Source organism: Actinomadura chokoriensis (assembly GCF_041463665.1).
Lineage (GTDB): Bacteria > Actinomycetota > Actinomycetes > Streptosporangiales > Streptosporangiaceae > Spirillospora > Spirillospora chokoriensis_A.
The window spans coordinates 289,806-308,920 of sequence record NZ_JAXCEJ010000001.1 but is presented as its reverse complement, the minus strand read 5'-3'; the positions used below and the strand labels follow the sequence as shown (position 1 = coordinate 308,920).

The window sequence follows — 19,115 nt, the reverse complement described above, 5'->3', positions numbered from 1 at the left end:
CCGCCGGGCGTCCGGCGGGGCCTCCTTCACTCGCAGGGTCGGTTCACTCGCAGGGGCGTGAGGGGCGTCGCGCGTCAGCGGCCCTTGGGGGAGATGCCCAGGGACATCCCCGCGAGGCCGCGGCTGCGGCCGGCGAGCTTGTCGGCGATGGTGCGCAGCTCCTTGGCGGCGCCCGCGTCCGGGTCGGACAGGACGAGCGGGACGCCGTTGTCGCCGCCCTCGCGGAGCCGCGGGTCGATCTGCACCTGGCCGAGCATGGGGACGCGGGTCCCGAGGGTCTTCGTGAGCGCGTCCGCGACCGTCTGGCCGCCGCCCTCGCCGAAGATGAACTGCTGCTCGCCGCAGTGCGGGCACGACAGGTAGGACATGTTCTCGATCACGCCGACGACCTGCTGGTGCGTCTGCGCGGCGATCGCGCCCGCCCGCTCGGCCACCTCGGCGGCGGCCTGCTGCGGGGTGGTGACCACCAGGATCTCCGCGGACGGCAGCAGCTGCGCGACGGAGATCGCGATGTCGCCGGTGCCGGGCGGCAGGTCCATCAGCAGGATGTCGAGGTCGCCCCAGTACACGTCCGAGAGGAACTGCTGGAGCGCCCGGTGCAGCATCGGCCCGCGCCACACGACCGGCTGGTTCCCGGCGGTGAACATGCCGACCGAGATCACCTTCACCTCGTGCGCCGTCGGCGGCAGGATCATGTCCTCGACCTTGGTGGGCGGGTTCTGCACGCCCAGCATCCGCGGCACCGAGTGGCCGTAGATGTCGGCGTCGACGACGCCGACCTTGCGGCCCTGCGCGGCCAGCGCGGCGGCGAGGTTCACGGTCACCGACGACTTGCCGACGCCGCCCTTGCCGCTCGCCACCGCGTACACCTTGGTCAGCGAGTTCGGCTTGGCGAACGGGATCTCCTTGGCGGGCTGTCCGCCGCGCAGCTTGGTCTGCAGCGCCTTGCGCTGCTCCTCGCTCATCACGTCCAGCTCGACCTGCACCGAGGCGACGCCGTCGAGCCTGGACACGGCCTCCGTGACCCGTTTGGTGATGGTGTCCTTCATCGGGCACCCGGCCACGGTCAGGTAGACGCCGACGCGGACGGTGCCGTCCGCGTCGATGTCGACGCTCTTGACCATGTCGAGCTCGGTGATGGGCTTGTGGATCTCAGGATCGTTCACCGTGGCGAGAGCCTCGGTCACCCGCTCGGCAGTCAGTTGGGAGGCCATGCGCCCATGGTATGAACCCGAGGCCGCTACCCGTTAATCAGGGTGTCCGTCGTCACATGTCAGGTGGGTCTCCTTCGCGCGAGCGGCCCGCCGCCCGTAACATCGGTCCGGTGGAAAACGGTTCCCTCTCGGCCGCCGAGCTGGTCGTCTGGCGGACCATGCTGCGGGCGCAGGCACAGATCTCCCGCCGCCTGGCGGCCGACCTGCTGGCCCGGCACGGCCTCGCCCTCGGCTCCTACGAGGTGCTGATGCACCTCGGCGAGGCGGCGGGCGGCCGGCTGCGGATGAACGACCTCGCCGACCGCGTCCTGCTGTCGCGCAGCGGCCTGACCAGGCTCGTCGACCGGTTGCAGCGCGACGGGCTGGTGATCCGGCAGTCCTGTACGGACGATGCCCGCGGCCTGTACGCCGTCCTCACCGCCGCCGGCCGGGACCGGCTCGCCGACGCCACCCCCACCTACCGGCAGGGCGTCCAGGAGCACGTGCTCAGCCGGCTGGACGAGCCCGACCTGCGCACCCTCGGCACCATCCTCGACAAGCTCGCCGACGAGACCGTACCGCCTGACCGCCTGACCGCCTGACCGCGTGAACGCCTGGGCCGTCCTGCCCCGGGCCCTCGCCCGTTCCGCCTAGCGGACGTGTTCCTTGGCGTCCAGCTCCCTGATGATCTGCTGGAGTTCCGAGCGCAGGAAGTCGCGGGTGGCGACCTCGCTCAGCGCCACCCGGAGCCCGGCGATCTCCCGCGTCAGGTACTCGGTGTCGGCGATGCTGCGGTCGTTGCGGGCCCGGTCCTGCTCGTACTGGACGCGGTCCCGGTCGTCCTGCCGGTTCTGCGCGAGCAGGATCAGCGGCGCCGCGTAGGACGCCTGGAGCGACAGCATCAGCGTCAGGAAGATGAACGGGTACGGGTCGAACCGCAGGAACGGCGGGGCGAACACGTTCCAGCTGAGCCACACCGCGATGAACACGGTCATGTAGACGATGAACCGGGCCGTCCCGAGGAACCGCGCGATCCGCTCGGCCAGCCGCCCGAAGAACTCGGGATCGTAGCGGGGGCGCGGCAGCAGCGTCCGGCGGATCTCCCTCGGCTGGTCCAGGCGGGCGGGCATCGGGCGTGTGGTCATCATGTCGTCCCCCGGAGAGCCTCTTCCTCGGGATCCGCGGACGCCTCGGCGGTGGCGTCCATCGCGGCCTCTCGCCAGTCCTCGGGCAGCAGGTGGTCGAGCACGTCGTCGATCGTCACCGAGCCCAGCAGGTGCCCGTTCTCGTCCACCACGGCCGCCGCGACGAGGTTGTAGGTGGCCAGGAACATCGCGACCGCCTCCAGCGACATCGTCGGACGCAGTGGGTCCAGTTCGGTGTCCACGATCCCGCTGACCAGCGTCGGCGGCGGCTCGCGCAGCAGCCTCTGGAAGTGCACCGTGCCGAGGTACTGGCCGGTCGGCGTCGCGCTCGGCGCCCGGCACACGTACACCTGCGCGGCGAGGGCCGGGTTCAGGTCGGGGCGGCGGATCAGCGCGAGCGCCTCGGCGACCGTCGCGTCCGGCGGGACGACCACCGGCTCGGTGGTCATCAGCCCGCCCGCCGAGTGGTCGTGGTAGGTGAGCAGCCGCCGCAGCGGCGCCGCCTCGTGCGGCTCCATCAGCGTGAGCAGCTGCTCCCGCTGCTCCGTCGGCAGCTCCCCGAGCAGGTCGGCGGCGTCGTCGGGGCCCATCGCCTCCAGGACGTCGGCGGCCCGGTCCACGCCCAGCTTGCCGAGGATCTCGACCTGGTCGTCCTCGGGCAGCTCCTCCAGGACGTCGGCGAGCCGCTCGTCGTCCAGCGCCGCCGCGACCTCGGCGCGCCGCTTCTCCGACAGCTCGTGCACGACGTTGGCGAGGTCGGCGGCCTTCAGCTGGCCGAACGCGGCGATCAGCCCGGCGGCGCCCTGCCCGTGCTCGACGGCGGAGAAGCCCTCCACGGCGTCCCAGTCGACGACCAGGCTCTCCCCGCGCTTGCGCAGCCCGCGCCCGGTCCGGCGGCTGACGGCGATCTTCGTGATCAGCCAGTCGCGGGTGCGGGTCGGCTCCATCGCCACGTCCACCACGGAGACGGCCTCGCCGCCGCCGGAGAACCGGACCGTCCGGTCCAGCATCTCGGCGATGACGAGCGTCTCGGACTCGCGCTTGCTGAACCGCCGCACGTTCAGCCGGCCGTCGAAGATGATCGCGTCCGCCTCGATCACCGTCACCCGCGTGATCGGCAGGAAGACCGCCCGCCGCGTCGCGACCTCCACCACCAGCCCGAGCACCCGCGGCGGCCGCGGCGCGAGCCGCAGCGCGACCACGACATCGCGGACCCTGCCGACCTGGTCCCCTGCCGGATCGAACACCGCGATGCCCGCGAGCCGGGCGATGAACACCCGCGTCGGAGCTCCGCTCATGGCGAGGACACTACCCATGATCGCCCGTGTCACTTCCGGGGCGTGTCGCTTTTGGGGCATGTCACATCCCGGGCGGGCGCCTCGTCGTTCAGGCGAGGGTGTGATGGGACTTCCCGAGATGCGAGGCTACGGATCATGGACGAACCCTTCGAGTCCTTCGAGGAGCACCGGAACCTGCTGTTCGCCGTCGCCTACCGGATGCTGGGCACGGCGACCGACGCCGAGGACGCGGTGCAGGACGCCTGGCTGCGCTGGTCGGCCGGGGACCGGTCCGGGGTGGCCGATCCGAAGGCGTATCTCGTCCGGATCACCACCAATGTCGCGCTCGACCGGCTGCGCTCGGCGCAGGCGCGGCGCGAGACGTACGTGGGGCCGTGGCTGCCGGAGCCGATGCTGACCTCCCCGGACGTCGCCGAGGACGCCGAGCTGTCGGAGTCGGTGTCGATGGCGATGCTGGTCGTCCTGGAGACGCTGAGCCCGCTGGAACGCGCCGTGTTCGTCCTCAAGGAGGTCTTCGGCTACCCGTACACGGAGATCGCGAAGGCGCTGGAGCGGTCGGAGGCGTCCGTGCGGCAGCTCGGGACCCGCGCCCGCAAGCACGTCGAGGCGCGGCGCCCCCGCTTCGAGGCCGGCGGAGCCGAGCGGCGCGCCGCGACCGAGCGGTTCATGGACGCGGTGATCGGCGGCGACATCAACCGGCTCATGGAGGTCCTCGCCCCCGACGTCGCGCTGTGGTCGGACGGCGGCGGCAAGGTCCGCGCCCCGCGCCGGGTGATCTTCGGCGCAGACAAGGTGGGCCGCTTCTTCGGCGGGATCGGCGGCCGTCCCTACGCGGGCGTGGCGCCCGCCGACATGCGGTTCCGGCGCGTCGAGATCAACGGCGAACCGGCCGTCATCGTGGCCGGCCCGGACGGCCCGATCAGCGCCTTCACCGTCGACATCGACCCCGGCGGCAAGGTCCGGTCGATCCACCTGGTCGCCAACCCGGACAAGCTCCGCTCCCTCGCGGAGGGCCGCCGCCTGCCGATGTGACCCGCCTGGCCGGCTTGCCCGCCTGCCGATGTGACGCCGGGCCGACGTGACCTACCGGTCGGCCCGGCGGCGCTTGCCGCCGAACATGCGCGGCGGCGCGCCGGCGGTCGTCGCCGGGGTCGGCACCGGCCGGACGGTCGCGTACTCGTCCGGCGCCTGGGCGGCCTCGCCCGCCGGGGTCAGCCGGACGATCCACGACTCGGCCGCCCACGTCTCCACCTGGCCCTCGTGGGTGCGGGCGTTGAGCCGCTCCTTGGCGAGGACCGGGGTCACCTCGTCCCACAGTTCGGAGCCGGGTTCGACGATCTCGGCGTCGGCGACGAAGGAGACGAGCCGGCCGCCCTTGTCCTTGCTGCGCAGGATCACGGTGACCTGCGCCGACTCCGGCAGGCCGGGGAGCGGTTGCTCGCCCTCGCCGCCGGTCAGCACGTAGGCGGAGCCGTCATGCCACACGTGCCAGGCGGCCCTCGGCTGCGGCAGGCCGGGCAGGTCCAGCCACAGCAGCCCGGACTTCTTGGCCGCTTCCTCCACCAGCGCCGTGTTCAGCCCCATGTCCGAAGGGTCTCACACCCGCTGGATAGCATCCGGGCCATGCGCTCTCGACGTACCACCCTCGCCGTCCCGGGCAGCAACCCGCGCTTCATCGAGAAGGCGCAGGGGCTCCCGGCCGACGAGATCTTCCTCGACCTGGAGGACGCCGTCGCGCCGTCCGCCAAGGAGGACGCCCGCAAGACCGTCGCCGCCGCGCTCAACGAGGGCGACTGGTCCGGGAAGACCCGGGTGGTCCGGGTGAACGACCTCGACACCGCCTGGGCGTACCGGGACGTGATCGAGGTCGTCGAGGGCGCCGGCGCGAACCTGGACGCGATCATGCTGCCCAAGGTGTCGGACGCCACCCACGTCCAGTGGCTGGACCGGCTGCTCACGCAGATCGAGCGGGCCGCGGGCCTGCCGGTGGGCCGCATCGGCATCGAGGCCCAGATCGAGGACGCCCGCGGCCTGGTCAACGCCGACGCGATCGCCGCGTCCTCGCCCCGGCTGGAGACGCTCGTCCTCGGGCCGGGCGACCTCATGGCGTCCCTCAACATGAAGACCCTCGTGGTCGGCGAGCAGCCCCCCGGCTACACCGAGGGCGACGCCTACCACCACATCCTCATGCGAATCCTGATCGCCGCCCGCGCCCACGGCCTGCAGGCCATCGACGGGCCCTACTTCAACGTCCGCGACGTGGACGCCTTCACCCGCGTCGCGCGGCGCTCCGCCGCCCTCGGCTTCGACGGCAAATGGGTGCTGCACCCGTCCCAGATCGAGGCCGGGAACGCGGTGTTCTCCCCGACCCAGGACGACTACGACCACGCCGAGCTGATCCTGGACGCCTACGAGCACTCCCTGCGCGAGGGGCGCGGCGCCGCCACCCTCGGCGACGAGATGATCGACGAGGCGTCCCGCAAGATGGCGCTCGTCATCGCCGCCAAAGGCCGCGCCGCCGGGCTGACCCGCACGAAGCGCTTCGACCCGGAGGGGAACTGACGGCCCGTACGATTCGTCCCACGTACGCGAAGGTTCACGGGGAGGGGTCGAGCGTGTCAGAACCAGGGGATACGAACGGCTGGGCGCCCCCGGACCCCCCGGTGCCGAGCGACCAGCAGCCCCAGGCCCAGCAGGAGCTCTCCCCCCAGCAGCCGCCCGCACAGCCGTACGAGCGGCATCAGCCCGCACAGCCGTATCAGCCCGCACAGCCGTATCAGCCGGCACAGCCTCAGCCGCAGCCGTACGGGGGTGCTCCGGGGTATGCGCCCGGGTCGCCCTCCTGGGACGGGGCGCCTGCGCAGCCGCACGCGTGGGGCCGGCCGAACGGCTGGGGGCAGGCGTACGGGCCCGCGCCTTACGGGCCGGGGTACGGCGCGCCGCCCGCCCAGCGGTCCTGGACGGTGGCCCCGCCGGAGGGCAGGCCGTTCCACCAGGCGGCGCGGAACGAGGCGCACCGGTGGTGGCGGCCGCTGGTGGGGAGCCTCGCGGTCCTCGTCGTCGGGATGGGTCTCGCGATCGCGCTGATGCTCGTCGGATTTCTCGTGCAGACGCTGGTCACCGGGGGGTCGCCGGATCTGGACGACACCGACTCGGTCTTCGGCAACGACACCGCGGATCTCGCGTTCGAGCTGGGATCGCTCGCCCTGTTCCTGCCGGTGGCGCTGGCGGCCGCGTGGGTGGTCCAGCGGCGGCGGCCCGGCACGCTCTCGTCGGTCGTGGGACGGCTGCGGTGGCGCTGGATGCTGGTGTGCTGCGGCCTCGCCGTCCTGTTCTGCGTCGTGTCGTACGGGACGTCCATCGCGGCGTCCGTCGCGATGGACGACCAGTCCGGCGGCGACGAGCACTGGGTCGGCTGGGACGCGTTCCTGGCCCCGGCGATCGTGATCGTCCTGCTGGTGCCGTTCCAGTCGGCGGCGGAGGAGTACGTCTTCCGCGGCTGGCTGCTCCAGGCCGTGGGCGCCTGCACGCTGGAGAACGCCGGGAGCCGCATCGGCCGGGCCTTCAGCGTGGTGTTCCGCACCCCGTGGCCGGGGATCGTGGTCGGGTCGGCGCTGTTCACGGCCGGGCACGGCTATACGAGCTGGGGCATCCTCGACATCTTCCTGTTCGGCGCGATCGCGGCGTGGCTGACGGTGCGGACGGGCGGGCTGGAGTCCGCCATCGCCCTGCACGTGTTCAACAACCTGATGGCGTTCCTGCTCCCGGCGGCGGTCGGCGAGCTCGACATGGAGCAGGGCAGCGTCCCGTGGCAGGCCGTGGCGGCGGACGTCGTCCCGATGGTGCTCTACGCGGTGGTGGTCGTGTGGCTGGCGCGGCGCAGCCGGATGCAGAGGGTGACGGCCGAGGACGGCGTGCCGACCTCGGCCGAGTCCCAGCCGCTGCCTGTGTCATAGCGGCGCCGGTCTCGCAGCCCGGCCTCGCGAGCCTGCCCCGCAGGCCGGTCTCACAGGACGCGCCACTGCGCGAGCGCATCGATCAGCCCCGGCGTGACGGGGAGGCCGCCGAGGTCGTCCGGGCGCACCCAGCGCACGTCGGACGCGTCGTCGCCCGCGCGGAGGGTCCCGCCGGTCACGGTGGCCGTGTAGTCGTGGATCTCGTAGACGACGCCGTCCGGCCCGGGACGGTCGACCGTCCCGACATGGCCGCCGACGCGGACGTCCAGGCCGGTCTCCTCCTTCAGTTCGCGGGCGACCGCGGCCGGGTCGTCCTCGCCGGACTCGACCCGCCCGCCGGGGATGGACCACAGGCCCTCACCGGGCGGGCGCCCGCGCCGCACGAGGAGCAGCCGCCCGGCGCCGTCGCGCACGATCCCGCCGACGCAACGCGTTCTCATGGACCCCATTTTGGTCCCTCTTTCCCACCTGGCGACCGGCCCGAACTTGACGATCGGGGACATCGCCGCGCAGGGTGGGTAGTCATGAGGGCGGAGCCCAAGTGCCCGCGCTGCGCGGGTCCCCTTCGCGAGCCGGGCCTCTGGTCCAGCGACTGGACCTGCGGCGTGCACGGCGCCGTCCTGCCGAGGCAGCCGTCCAAGCGTCCCGGCCCCGACGGGCTGGCCGCCGTCCTGCGCGACGCGAGGGTCCCCGTCTGGACGCCCTGGCCCCTTCCGCCGGCCTGGCTCGTCACGGGGTTCGCCGCGGTCGGGGACGAGCGGTCGGGCGTGCGGGCGAGCGCCGTGGCCGTGTCCGGTCCGGGGCTGCTGCACGGCCCCGCCGACATGGTGCTGATCGCCGAGGAGCCCGGGATCGGGCTCGGCGCCCACTTCGCCGGGCTCGCGGGCCCCGATCCGGGCGAGGCGTTCAACGGGAGCCCGCCGCACGTGAAGCTCGACGTCAGCGGCCCGGCCGCCACCTGCGGACGGTCGGTCCCCATGTGGGCGGTCGGCGCCAGGCCCGACCGGGCCGTCTACGTCGGCGAGGCGATGGGCAACTGGCTGTGGGCGGTGCTGTGGCCCGCCGAGGCCGGCGTCCTCATGCTGGAGAGCCAGAACCTCCTCGACCTGCGCGAACCGGGCATGGACCTCGATCTTCCCTACGGGGCCCACAGCCCGCGGCTCGACGACTGATGCGCATAGATCTGCACTGCCACAGCGACGCCTCCGACGGCACGAGGCCGCCCGCCGAGGTCGTCCGGCGGGCACGGGAGCGGGGGCTGGACGTCGTCGCGCTGACCGACCACGACACCGTCGCCGGGTGGGACGACGCCGCGAGCGCCCTGCCGGACGGCATGACCCTCGTCCCCGGCATCGAGCTGTCCTGCGCGCATGACGGCCGCAGCCTGCACCTGCTCGGCTACCTGTTCGACCCGGCGCATCCGGCGCTCGCCGCCGAGCTGGCCCGGATCCGCGACGACCGCGTCGTCCGCGCGCAGGGCATGGTGGACCGGCTCCGCGACCTCGGCGTGGACGTCACGTGGGGCATGGTCCGCGCCCGGGCCAGAGGCGAGGCGGTCGGGCGCCCGCACATCGCGGGGGCCATGGTGGAGGCGGGCGTGATCAGGAGGGCGGAGGACGCGTTCACGTCCGAGTGGATCGCGCAGGGCGGCCGCGCCTACGTCGAGCGGTACGCGCTGGACCCGGAGCGGGCGGTCGCGCTCGTCCGCGCGGCCGGGGGAGTGTGCGTGCTGGCGCATCCGCGCGCCCGCCGCCGGGGGTACGTGTTCGAGGACGAGGTGATCGAGCGCCTGGCCGCCGCCGGGCTCGCCGGGGTCGAGGCCGACCACCCCGACCACGTCCCCGAGGACCGCGCACACCTGCGCGATCTGGCCGCCGCGCTCGGCCTCGCCGTGACCGGCTCCAGCGACGACCACGGGGTCCTCACCGGCGACCGGCTCGGCGCCGAGACGACCGCGCCGGACGCGTTCGAGCGGCTCGCCGCCGCCGCGTCCGGCGGTGATCTCCGTGTGCCGGATCGGAACCGCGAAGCACGGTAGGGTGCGTTGCGTGGACGCGCGCATCGAACAGGTGGTGACGTCGGGGACGCTGACCCTGGACGACACCGAGTACGACGTCGAGAACAACACCTACATCGTCGGCGACGACGACGAGGTCATCGTGATCGACCCGGCCTACGACGCCGAGGCCATCCTCAAGGAGGTCGGCGACCGCGAGGTCATGGCCGTCATCCTGACCGACGGCAACGAGCACCACCTCAATGTGGTGCTGGAGGTCGCCGCCGCCGGCGAGGAGGACGAGGACGACTGGGCCCCGATCGCCATGCACCGCGCCGACCGGCTGCTGTGGCGCGATTACTTCGGCCGCCTCGCCAAAGAGGAGGAGGACGAGGACGACGCCAAGGCGCTGCGGTCCCTCGAACCCGACATCTGGCTGGAGGACGGCGGCGTCTTCGAGATCGGCGAGGCGCAGCTGGAGGTCGTGCACACCCCCGGCAACACGCCCGGCAGCGTCTGCGTGATCAGCGAGCAGCTCGGCGTGCTGTTCTCCGGCGACACGTTGCACCGCGGCCGTCCCGGCTCGATCGGCGGCGTCTACGAGGACCTGCGCAAGCAGCTCAACTCGATCGGCGCGCTGCTGACCCCGCTGCCGAAGGACCTGAAGGTCCTGCCCGCCCAGGGCGAGGAGACCACGGTCGGCGACGAGGACGCCCGCTGGGAGACCTGGGGCAGCCTGGCGAACGAAGACGACTGACGGTGGAGCAGCTGGGCTTCGAGGGGATGCCCCAGCGGCTGTACGCGTGCACGCCGTCGCGGCTGAACACCTGGCTGGACTGCCCGCGCCGCTACCGGATGACCTACCTCGATCGTCCGATGCCGCAGAAGGGCCCGCGGTGGGCGCACAACAGCGTCGGCGTGAGCGTGCACAACGCGCTCGCCGGCTGGTGGCGGCTGCCCGTCGGCGAACGCACGCCCGAGGCCGCGGGGAGGCTCCTCGTCCGCGGCTGGCTGACGGACGGCTTCCGGGACGAGGCGCAGTCCGCGCAGTGGCGTGACCGGGCCCGGGAGATGACCGAGCGGTACACGGCCGGGCTCGACCCGTCCGACGAGCCGCTCGGCGTCGAGCGCACGGTCGCCACCCGAACCGACCGGATCGCCGTCTCGGGCCGCATCGACCGGCTCGACGCCCGCGGCTCCGAGCTGGTCGTCGTCGACTACAAGACGGGCCGGCACGTGCTGACCTCCGACGACGCCCGCGGCTCCCTCGCGCTGGCGATCTACGCGGTGGCGGCGTCGCGCGTCCTGCGCCGCCCGTGCCGCCGCGTCGAGCTGCACCACCTGCCGTCCGGGGAGGTCGCGGTGTGGGAGCACACGGACGAGTCCCTCGCCCGGCACATGCGCCGCGCCGAGCAGATCGCCGCCGAGGCCGCCGCCGCCGACGAGGCGTACCGGGCGCTTCCGGGGGGCGGTCCCGCCGCGCAGGGCGGCGCCCGCGTCCCGAAGCCCCGCGCCGCGGACCACGCCCCCTACGACGAGCGGTTCCCGCCGCGCCCGAGCACCCTGTGCTCGTGGTGCGACTTCGCCCGCCACTGCCCGGAAGGGCAGGAGGCTGCCCCGCGCAAGGAGCCGTGGGCGGCCCTCCCGGTGGACGTCGCCTAGGCCGGCTCGAGAACCCGCTGACCGGGCCAGCGGCGCGGGTCGCGGAGCCCGAACAGGCCCTTGCTGACGTCGTAGCCCTCGGCGGCGAGCCGCTGCCGGGTCCGTTCGAGCATGTCGCGGGTGTCCTTCGCGAACGCGTAGTCGTGCACCCGCTCCGGCACCGAGTTCATCGCGAGCCGGAACGACCGGAGCGCCGCCGTCACCGCCGGGCGCGGCACCTCGGGAAGCGCCCCGTACATCTGGCGCGCCCAGTCCGGCAGCGAGTAGTAGCAGAGCGCGCCGAACGGGAAGTAGCCCGGCTTGCCGGGCGCGAGGAACTTCAGGTTCTCCGGCATCGTCGGCCACATGAGGAACCGGACGGTCTCCGCGGCCTCCTCCGTCACCCGCAGCTTCGGCCGCATCTCTGCGAAGAACGCCTCCATCTCGGCGACGCTGCCGGGCACGTCCTCGGGGTGCAGCCCGACGAGCGTCGCCGACTTGCGCTGCTCGTCCAGGTACCGGTCGGCCATGGCATCGGTCAGCAGCAGCCCTGCCCTCCGCGCCACCTCCAGGTAGGAGTAGACCTCGGCGCAGTGCACCCACAGGAGCAGTTCCGGCTGGTCGAGCCGCTCCTTCTTGCCGGTGTCGTGGTTGAGGATGCGCAGGCTCCGGTGGATCTCCCGGACCCGGTACGCCGCCTCCTCAACCTCTTCCGGACTCCCGAACGTGCCGAGCCCGACGAAGTCGGACGTCCGCTGGAGCCGCCCGAACGGGTCCTCACGGAAGTTGGAGTTCTGCCACACGCCCCACATCGCCATGGGGTGCAGCGCTTGCAGCATCAGGCTGCGCACCCCGCCGACCCACATGGACCGGTCTAGGTGCACGCGCCAGGTGACGCTCTCGGGTGGCTGGACGGTCGCGGGCATTCACACCTCCATGAGACAAACTCATGTAAGTGTGTCATTACCCGCCGCGCCCGGCGACACCGCCCCCCGCCTGCGGGGATCACCCCAGGCTCGGCAGGACGCCGCACCGTCGCGAAAAGCGTCAGGCCGTGGCCCAGCGGTGATGTCCAGTCCGGCGACGGACTCGATGAGTGCGGACGCACCCCAGTTCACCCGCATCAGGTTCCACGGGAGGCAACACCCGGCTTCCGGACGGGAAGACCTTCTCACCGCGGCCGTGACGGTTGAAGGATCGACCATTTTCGGGGCTGGAATCGGGCATGCTCCGGTGTCCGGCGAATTGCGTCCCGTGACGGACGGCTTTTCGCTCGTCGCACAGCGTGCGGCCCTCGCCCTGAAAGTGGTCAAGCGGGCATCCAAGGGGATGCTGGGCGCGGTACGCCACAAACGCATGATGTCGAGCATGAGTGGGCCGATAATGGCTGCGGCAGGCTCGGAAATGGTTCTTTGATGCCTGCTCCGGGCCCTTGACGTCGCGAACCAGGCTGCCTACAGTTCAGTAACTTACAGATTGATCTTGGAGCGGGCGGGGGCCGCGGGCGGCGCCCGCACGCTCCAAGAATGGTCAGTCACGGCTTGGCCGCATTTCCTCCTCCCCGGGCACGGCGCTCGATTCGGCGTGCTCGAAAACGGGCTGCCCGGGAATGCGCGGGCCCTTTGCCGCCGTATTGGGGTGCACTGTGAGTTCTCGAATAGCGATCGTCGGCATGGCGTGCCGCTTCCCGGACGCCTCCACTCCCGAGGAGCTGTGGGACAACGTCCTGGCCGGGCGCCGGTCGTTCCGCCGCATCCCGTCCCAGCGGATCAGGCTGGAGGACTACTACAGCGCCGACCGCTCCGCGGCCGACCAGATCTACATCACCGAGGCCGCGCTGCTGCGCGACTGGGAGTTCGACCGGGTCCGCTTCAAGGTCGCCGGCTCCACCTACCGCAACGCCGACCTGACCCACTGGCTCGCGCTGGAGACGGCGGCCGAGGCGCTGGCCGACGCCGGGTTCCCCGAGGGGCGCGGCGCGCCGGGCGAGAGCACCGGCGTGCTCGTCGGCAACTCCCTGACCGGCGAGGGCATCCGCGCCGCGCAGATGCGGCTGCGCTGGCCGTACGTGCGGCGCGTGGTGGCGGACGCGCTGAAGGGCGACGTCGGGACCGACCGCCTCGCGGCGCTGCTCGCCGACCTGGAGCACTCCTACAAGGCGCCCTTCCCCGTCCCGGACGGTGACTCCCTGGCGGGCGGCCTGTCCAACACGATCGCCGGGCGCATCTGCAACCACTTCGACTTCAACGGCGGCGGCTACGTCGTGGACGGCGCGTGCGCGTCATCGCTGCTGTCGGTCATCACCGCGTGCAACTCGCTGCTGACCGGCGACCTGGACCTGGCGGTCGCGGGCGGCGTGGACATCAGCGTCGACGCCACCGAGCTGATCGGGTTCTCCCGCGCGGGCGCGCTCGCCGTCGAGGAGATGCGCGTCTACGACCAGCGCTCCGCCGGGTTCTGGCCCGGCGAGGGCTGCGGCATGGTCGTGCTGATGCGCGAGGAGGACGCGGTCGCGCGGGGCCACCGCGTGCGCGGCTTCATCGACGGGTGGGGCGTGTCGTCGGACGGGGCGGGCGGCATCACCCGCCCGGAGACCGACGGGCAGCGGCTGGCGCTCGACCGCGCCTACCGGCGTGCCGGGTTCGGCCCGGACGATGTCGCCTACTTCGAGGGGCACGGCACCGGCACGGCCGTCGGCGACGCCGCCGAGCTGGAGACCCTGATCGAGGCGCGCCGCGCGGCCGGCGGGTCCGCGCCGCCCGCCGCGGTCGGCTCGATCAAGGCCAACATCGGGCACACCAAGGCCGCCGCGGGCGTCGCCGGGCTGATCAAGAGCGTGCAGGCGGTCGGCGCGGGCGTGCTGCCGCCCACCACCGGCTGCGAGCGCCCGCACCCGCTGCTGGACGACGGCCGCGACGCGCTGCGCGTCCTGCGCAAGGGCGAGGCGTGGCCGGAGGGCGCGCCGCTGCGCGCGGGCGTGAGCGCGATGGGCTTCGGCGGCATCAACACGCACATGGTGGTCGAGGCGCCGCGGCCGTCGCGCCGCGCCCGCGTCGGCAACCGCACCCGCACGGTCCTCAACTCCCCGCAGGACGCCGAGTTGTTCGTCCTGGACGCCGACTCGCCCGCGGCGCTGGCCGAGCGGGCGACCGCGCTGGCGCCGGTGGCGGCGGCCGCGGCCCGGTCCGAACTGCCCGACCTCGCCGCGCATCTGGCGGGGCGGCTGGCACGGCGGCCGTGGCGCGCCGCCGTCGTCGCGGGCGCCCCGGCGGCGCTCGCGGGCGCCCTGCGCCGCGTCGCGGAGCTGGCCGGGGAGGCGACCGGGCAGGCCGGCGATGGGGCCGTGCGGCACATCGACCCGGCGTCCGGCGTGTTCGTCGGCGGCCCGGGCGAGCAGCCGCGCATCGTTCTGCTGTTCCCCGGCCAGGGCTCGGGGACCCGCTCGGACGGCGGGGCGCTGCGCCGCCGCTTCGAGTCGGTGGAGGAGCTGTACGAGGCGGCCGCGCTGCCCGTCAGCGCCGACCAGGTCGAGACCGCCGTGGCACAGCCGCGCATCGCGACCGCCTCGGCCGCCGGGCTGCGGGTGCTCGCCGCGCTGGGTGTGGAGGGCAGCGCCGCCGTGGGGCACAGCCTCGGCGAGATCACGGCGCTGCACTGGGCCGACGCCCTCGACGAGGACGCGCTGCTGCGAATCGCGGCGGCGCGCGGCGCGACGATGAGCGAGCTGGCCGAGGACGACGGTGCGATGGCGGGCATCACCGCCGACGCCGCCACCGTCGCCGCCCTGCTCGACGGCGCGGACGACGGCGTCGTCATCGCGGGCCGCAACGGCCCCCGGCAGACCGTGGTGTCCGGCCCGGCGGGCGGGCTGCTGCGGGTCATCGGCCGCGCCACCCGGGCCGGGCTGCAGGCCGTCCGGCTCCCGGTGTCGCACGCGTTCCACTCGCCGCTGGTCGGGCCGGCCGCGGAGGCGTTCGAGGGCCGGCTGCGCGGCGAGCCGCTCGCGCCGGTGCGCCGCCCGGTGTTCTCCACGGTGACCGGCGCGGCACTGCCTCCGGGCATGACGCCGGAGGAGCTGCGCGGCCTGCTGCGCGAACAGATCACCGCGCCCGTCCTCTTCGCGGAGGCCCTCAGCGAAGCCGCGCGAGATTCAGATCTGCTCATCGAGGTCGGGCCCGGCCAGGTCCTGACCCACCTCGCCCGTGAGATCACCGGGGTGCCCGCCGTCGCGACCCGCACCGACGAGGACTCCCTGACCGGGCTGCTCGGCGCGCTCGGCGCCGCGTTCGCCGTCGGCGCGGGCGTGCGGGTCGGGGAGCTGTTCGCCGACCGGCTGGTCCGGCCGTTCGACCCGGGCGCCGAGCCGGTGTTCATCTCCAACTTCTGCGAGATCGTCCCCGAGGTGGACGCCGCGCTGCTCGCCGATGCGACCGCCCGCGCCGCCGCGCCCGGCGCCGCCTCCGAGAGCGGTGTCCCGGACGAGGTCGGGACGGACGACCCGCTGCTGCTGATGCGCACGCTCGTCGCGCGCCGCGCCGAGTTCCCGCTCGACGCCGTCCAGGCCGACAGCAAGTTCCTGGACGACCTCCACCTCAGCTCCATCGTCGTGTCGGAGCTGGTCGGCGAGGCCATGCGCACCCTGGACCTGGCCGAGACCGCCGCCCCCACCGGCTACGCGACCGCCACCCTCGGCCAGGTCGCCGAGACGCTCCGGGAGCTGGTCGCCACCGGCGGCGCCGGGGAGGACGACGCCGAGGCCGCCGCCGCCAAGATCGTCCCGCCGGGGGTGGGTCCGTGGGTGCGGGCCTTCGCGGTGGACCGGCGGGAGACGGCGGCCCCCGGACGGGTCGCCCCGCGCGCCGCGGGCTCCTGGGAGGTCGTCGGGGGGCACCCCGCCGCCGGGCCGCTGCGCGAGGCGCTGATCGCGGCGGAACTGGGCGAGGGCGTCCTGGTCGTCGTCCCCTCCGGCGGGGACCGTCTCGCCGTGCTGCGGGCGGGCGCCGACGCCGTCCTCGCCGGCAAGGACGTGACGCGCTGCGTGTTCGTCCAGGACGGGCCGGGCGCCGCCGGGTTCGCCAAGACGCTGCACCTGGAGGCGCCCTGGGTGGCGACCACCGTCGTGACCGCCGACCTCGGCGACCCCGCGACCCCGGCGCTGGTCGCGGCGGACGCCGCCGCGACCGGCCGGTTCCGCGAGGTGCTCCACGATGGCGCCCGCCGCGAACCCGTCCTCGCGCCGGTCGAGCCGCGCGGCACCGACCTGCCCCTCGGCCCGGACGACGTGCTGCTCGTCACCGGCGGCGGCAAGGGCATCTCCGCCGAGTGCGCCCTCGCCCTCGCCCGCGAGAGCGGCGCCCGGCTCGCCCTGGTCGGGCGGTCCGACCCGGCGGGCGACGCGGAGCTGGCCGCCAACCTCGAACGCATGGAGGCCGCCGGGGTCACCGCCCGGTACCTGCGCGCCGACGTCACCGACGCCGACCGGGTCGCCGAGGCCGTCGCCGAGGCGCAGGCCGCGCTCGGCCCGGTCACCGCCGTCCTGCACGGCGCGGGCGGAAACGTCCCGAAGCTGCTGGAGGAGCTGACCGACGACGACTACGCCCGGACCATCGGCCCCAAGGTCGCGGGTCTGGAGGCCGTCCTCGCCGCCGTCGACGCCGCGCGCCTCCGGCTCGTCATCACCTTCGGCAGCATGACCGGGCGCGCCGGGCTGCGCGGCGAGGCCCACTACGCCGTCGCCAACGAATGGCAGAGCGACCTGGTCGAGCGGCTCGCCGCCGAGCTGCCGCACTGCCGGTTCCGCGCCGTCGAATGGTCGCTGTGGTCGGGCGTCGGCATGGGGGAGCGGCTCGGTTCGGTGGAGAACCTGTCCCGCGCCGGCGTCACCACGATCACCCCCGAGCAGGGCGTGGCGATGCTGCGCGACCTGGTCGCCGACCCGGACGCCCCGGTCGTCGCCGTCGTCACCGGACGGTTCGGCGAGATGCCGACCGTGTCGTTCGGCGCGGACGAGCCGCCGCTGCTGCGCTTCCTGGAGCGGCCGCGGGTGAGCTACCCCGGGATCGAGCTGGTCGCCGACTCCGACGTCGGCTGGGGCAGCGACCCCTACCTCGCCGAGCACGTGTTCGGCGGCGGGACCGAGGCCGTCCTGCCCGGCACCGTCGGCATGGAGATCATGGCGCAGGCCGCCGCCGCGCTGCTGGGCCTGGACGTCGCGTCCGGCGCGGCGCCGGTCCTCACCGGCGTGGAGTTCCTGCGGGCGATCTCGGTGGCCGAGGACGCCACCGTCACCGTCCGGGTCGCGGCGCTGCGCACCGGCCCCGGCAGCGTCGCCACGGTCGTGCGGTGCAGCACCACCGACTTCAAGGTGGACCATTTCCGCGCCGTCTGCGAGACGCCCGCCGCCGCGCCGAAGGGCACCGGCCTCGTCCGGCCGGAGAACGCCGCGCTGCCGCCCATGGCGATCGACCCGCAGACCGAGCTGTACGGGCCGATGCTGTTCCACGGGCCCCGGTTCCGGCTGATGGGCGACATCCGGCGCGCCGACGCCAAGCACGTCACCGCCCGGCTGCTGCCCGACACCCGCGTGGACTGGTTCGGCCGTTACCTGCCGGACCGGCTGCTGCTCGGCGACCCGGCCGCCCGCGACGCCTACATGCAGCCGCTCGCCCTGTGCGCCCCGACCGTCCTCGCGATCCCGGCGGGGGTGCGGCGGCTCGTCCCCGGGCCGCGCGCCGGCGCGACCGCCGCGTTCGTCCACGCCCGCTACCGGCTGGACGAGGACTGCTGGGACATGGAGGTCACCGACGAGGACGGCGAACTGATCGAGACGTGGGAGGGCTTCACGACCCGGATGGTGGAGAAGTTCCCGCTGCCCGCCGGCTGGGTGCCCGCCCTCCTCGGCCCCTACGTCGAGCACGCCCTCATCGCGTTCGGCCTCGCCGGGCGGGCAGTGGTCGACACCGACCCGGAAGGGGCGTCCCCGGAGGAGGCCGCCGAACTGGCCGTCCGGCGGCTGCTCGGCGGTGACGTCACCCTGGTCCCCGGCCCGGACGGCAGGCCGGGGACCAGCACCGGCGCCAATGTGTCGATCGCGCACAATGCCGGAGTGACGCTGGCGTCCAGCACCCCCGGCTGCGACCTCCGCCTGGTCGCCGCCCGCGACCGTGAGACGTGGGCCGGGCTGCTCGGCGCGGACGGCCTCGCGCTCGCCGACGCCCTGGACGAGGAGTTCGACACGGCCGCGACCCGCGTGCAGGCGGCGGCGGAGTCGGCGGCCAAGGCGGGGCTCCCCGCCGGGACGCCGTTCACCGTCCACTCCACCCATGAGGACGGCTGGGTCGTGCTGGCCGCCGGGGACGCCCGCGTGGCGACCATGGCGACCGGCGTCCGCGGCGTCGCCGAACCCGTCGTCCTTGCCGTGCTGACCGAGGAGGCGCCCGCGTGAAGGGCTTCGAGTACCGGCACGTCGTCACCATCGAGGACACCGACCTGCTCGGGAACGTCAACTACGTCAACTACATCTCCTGGCAGGGCCGCGCCCGCGAGCTGTGCCTGCGCGAGTACACCCCCGACGTGGTCGCCGGGTTCGGGGACGGCGTGCGGCTGCTCACCGTGAGCTGCCAGTGCGAGTACCTCCGGGAGCTGACGATCTTCGACGAGGTGGCCGTGCGGATGACGCCCGGCGAGGTCGGCCAGACCCAGATGACCATGAAGTTCGAGTACTGGCGGCAGCGCTCCGACGGCGAGGAACTGGTCGCCACGGGCGAGCAGCGTGTCGCCTGCGTCCGCCCCGGCCCCGGCGGCGACATGGTGCCCGCCCGCCTCCCCGAGTCGATGCGCCGCCTGGTCGACGCCGTGACCGCCGGCCGCCGCTGAGAGGAGAACGA

General features: G+C 73.8%; 17 protein-coding genes. 11 read left to right on the top strand and 6 right to left on the bottom strand.

The window, feature by feature from the left end; all coding sequences use genetic code 11:
• Nucleotides 1-74 precede the first annotated feature (74 nt).
• A complete protein-coding gene (locus SM418_RS01485; RefSeq protein ID WP_371938715.1) occupies nucleotides 75-1,214 on the bottom strand; it encodes an Mrp/NBP35 family ATP-binding protein in 1,140 nt (379 codons plus the stop codon).
• Nucleotides 1,215-1,324: 110 nt separating this feature from the next.
• Between SM418_RS01485 and SM418_RS01480 the strand changes: the two genes are divergently transcribed.
• On the top strand, nucleotides 1,325-1,795 hold the full coding sequence (locus SM418_RS01480) for a MarR family winged helix-turn-helix transcriptional regulator (protein WP_371938716.1): 471 nt from the start codon (nucleotides 1,325-1,327) through the stop codon (nucleotides 1,793-1,795).
• Nucleotides 1,796-1,843: 48 nt separating this feature from the next.
• On the opposite strand, the gene SM418_RS01475 is transcribed toward SM418_RS01480, so the two are convergent.
• Nucleotides 1,844-2,341, bottom strand: coding sequence for a DUF1003 domain-containing protein (locus SM418_RS01475; protein ID WP_371938717.1), 498 nt, complete (start codon nucleotides 2,339-2,341; stop codon nucleotides 1,844-1,846).
• Nucleotides 2,338-3,636: a magnesium transporter MgtE N-terminal domain-containing protein gene (locus SM418_RS01470; protein ID WP_371938718.1), complete on the bottom strand. Its 1,299-nt coding sequence runs from the start codon at nucleotides 3,634-3,636 to the stop codon at nucleotides 2,338-2,340. The genes SM418_RS01475 and SM418_RS01470 overlap by 4 nt, the downstream gene beginning before the upstream one ends.
• Nucleotides 3,637-3,771: 135 nt before the next feature.
• Here SM418_RS01470 and SM418_RS01465 point away from each other — a divergent pair, with 135 nt between their 5' ends.
• Nucleotides 3,772-4,668, top strand: a complete 897-nt coding sequence (locus tag SM418_RS01465) for an RNA polymerase sigma-70 factor (protein ID WP_371938719.1) — start codon at nucleotides 3,772-3,774, stop codon at nucleotides 4,666-4,668.
• Between the two features lie 51 nt (nucleotides 4,669-4,719).
• Here SM418_RS01465 and SM418_RS01460 read toward each other — a convergent pair whose 3' ends face one another.
• Nucleotides 4,720-5,220, bottom strand: a complete 501-nt coding sequence (locus SM418_RS01460) for a hypothetical protein (RefSeq protein ID WP_371938720.1) — start codon at nucleotides 5,218-5,220, stop codon at nucleotides 4,720-4,722.
• Between the two features lie 39 nt (nucleotides 5,221-5,259).
• Here SM418_RS01460 and SM418_RS01455 point away from each other — a divergent pair, with 39 nt between their 5' ends.
• Together SM418_RS01455 and SM418_RS01450 are read left to right on the top strand one after the other, a co-directional pair.
• The gene (locus SM418_RS01455; RefSeq protein WP_371938721.1) at nucleotides 5,260-6,198 is read left to right on the top strand and encodes an HpcH/HpaI aldolase/citrate lyase family protein; all 939 of its coding nucleotides are present in this window, start codon (nucleotides 5,260-5,262) and stop codon (nucleotides 6,196-6,198) included.
• A 53-nt stretch (nucleotides 6,199-6,251) separates the two neighbouring features.
• Nucleotides 6,252-7,592, top strand: coding sequence for a CPBP family intramembrane glutamic endopeptidase (locus SM418_RS01450; protein WP_371938722.1), 1,341 nt, complete (start codon nucleotides 6,252-6,254; stop codon nucleotides 7,590-7,592).
• 50 nt (nucleotides 7,593-7,642) lie between these two features.
• On the opposite strand, the gene SM418_RS01445 is transcribed toward SM418_RS01450, so the two are convergent.
• Nucleotides 7,643-8,032, bottom strand: coding sequence for an NUDIX hydrolase (locus tag SM418_RS01445; protein ID WP_371938723.1), 390 nt, complete (start codon nucleotides 8,030-8,032; stop codon nucleotides 7,643-7,645).
• A gap of 84 nt (nucleotides 8,033-8,116) precedes the next feature.
• On the opposite strand from SM418_RS01445, the gene SM418_RS01440 reads away from it, so the two are divergent.
• Genes SM418_RS01440 through SM418_RS01425 form a run of 4 tightly spaced genes read left to right on the top strand, consistent with a single transcriptional unit; the run spans nucleotide 8,117 to nucleotide 11,250 of the window.
• Nucleotides 8,117-8,764, top strand: a complete 648-nt coding sequence (locus tag SM418_RS01440; RefSeq protein ID WP_371938724.1) for a DUF6758 family protein — start codon at nucleotides 8,117-8,119, stop codon at nucleotides 8,762-8,764.
• Entirely contained in the window at nucleotides 8,764-9,630 is an 867-nt protein-coding gene (locus SM418_RS01435; RefSeq protein ID WP_371938725.1) for a PHP domain-containing protein, read from the top strand. The genes SM418_RS01440 and SM418_RS01435 overlap by 1 nt, the downstream gene beginning before the upstream one ends.
• A 10-nt stretch (nucleotides 9,631-9,640) precedes the next feature.
• Nucleotides 9,641-10,345: an MBL fold metallo-hydrolase gene (locus tag SM418_RS01430; RefSeq protein ID WP_371938726.1), complete on the top strand. Its 705-nt coding sequence runs from the start codon at nucleotides 9,641-9,643 to the stop codon at nucleotides 10,343-10,345.
• A 2-nt stretch (nucleotides 10,346-10,347) separates the two neighbouring features.
• A complete protein-coding gene (locus SM418_RS01425; RefSeq protein WP_371938727.1) occupies nucleotides 10,348-11,250 on the top strand; it encodes a RecB family exonuclease in 903 nt (300 codons plus the stop codon).
• Here the strand turns inward: SM418_RS01425 and SM418_RS01420 are convergent.
• A complete protein-coding gene (locus SM418_RS01420) occupies nucleotides 11,247-12,155 on the bottom strand; it encodes an oxygenase MpaB family protein (RefSeq protein ID WP_371938728.1) in 909 nt (302 codons plus the stop codon). The genes SM418_RS01425 and SM418_RS01420 overlap by 4 nt on opposite strands.
• A gap of 256 nt (nucleotides 12,156-12,411) precedes the next feature.
• On the opposite strand from SM418_RS01420, the gene SM418_RS01415 reads away from it, so the two are divergent.
• The 3 genes from SM418_RS01415 to SM418_RS01405 all read left to right on the top strand — a co-directional run bounded on the left by SM418_RS01415 (nucleotide 12,412) and on the right by SM418_RS01405 (nucleotide 19,104).
• Nucleotides 12,412-12,645 (top strand): hypothetical protein, encoded by a 234-nt coding sequence (locus tag SM418_RS01415; protein WP_371938729.1) that lies wholly within the window; start codon nucleotides 12,412-12,414, stop codon nucleotides 12,643-12,645.
• A gap of 229 nt (nucleotides 12,646-12,874) precedes the next feature.
• Nucleotides 12,875-18,673: a type I polyketide synthase gene (locus tag SM418_RS01410; RefSeq protein ID WP_371938730.1), complete on the top strand. Its 5,799-nt coding sequence runs from the start codon at nucleotides 12,875-12,877 to the stop codon at nucleotides 18,671-18,673.
• Nucleotides 18,670-19,104 carry an acyl-CoA thioesterase gene (locus SM418_RS01405; protein ID WP_141577982.1) on the top strand — a complete coding sequence of 145 codons (435 nt, stop codon included), beginning with the start codon at nucleotides 18,670-18,672 and terminating at the stop codon, nucleotides 19,102-19,104. Before SM418_RS01410 ends, SM418_RS01405 begins: the two co-directional genes overlap by 4 nt.
• The last annotated feature ends 11 nt before the right edge of the window (nucleotides 19,105-19,115 follow it).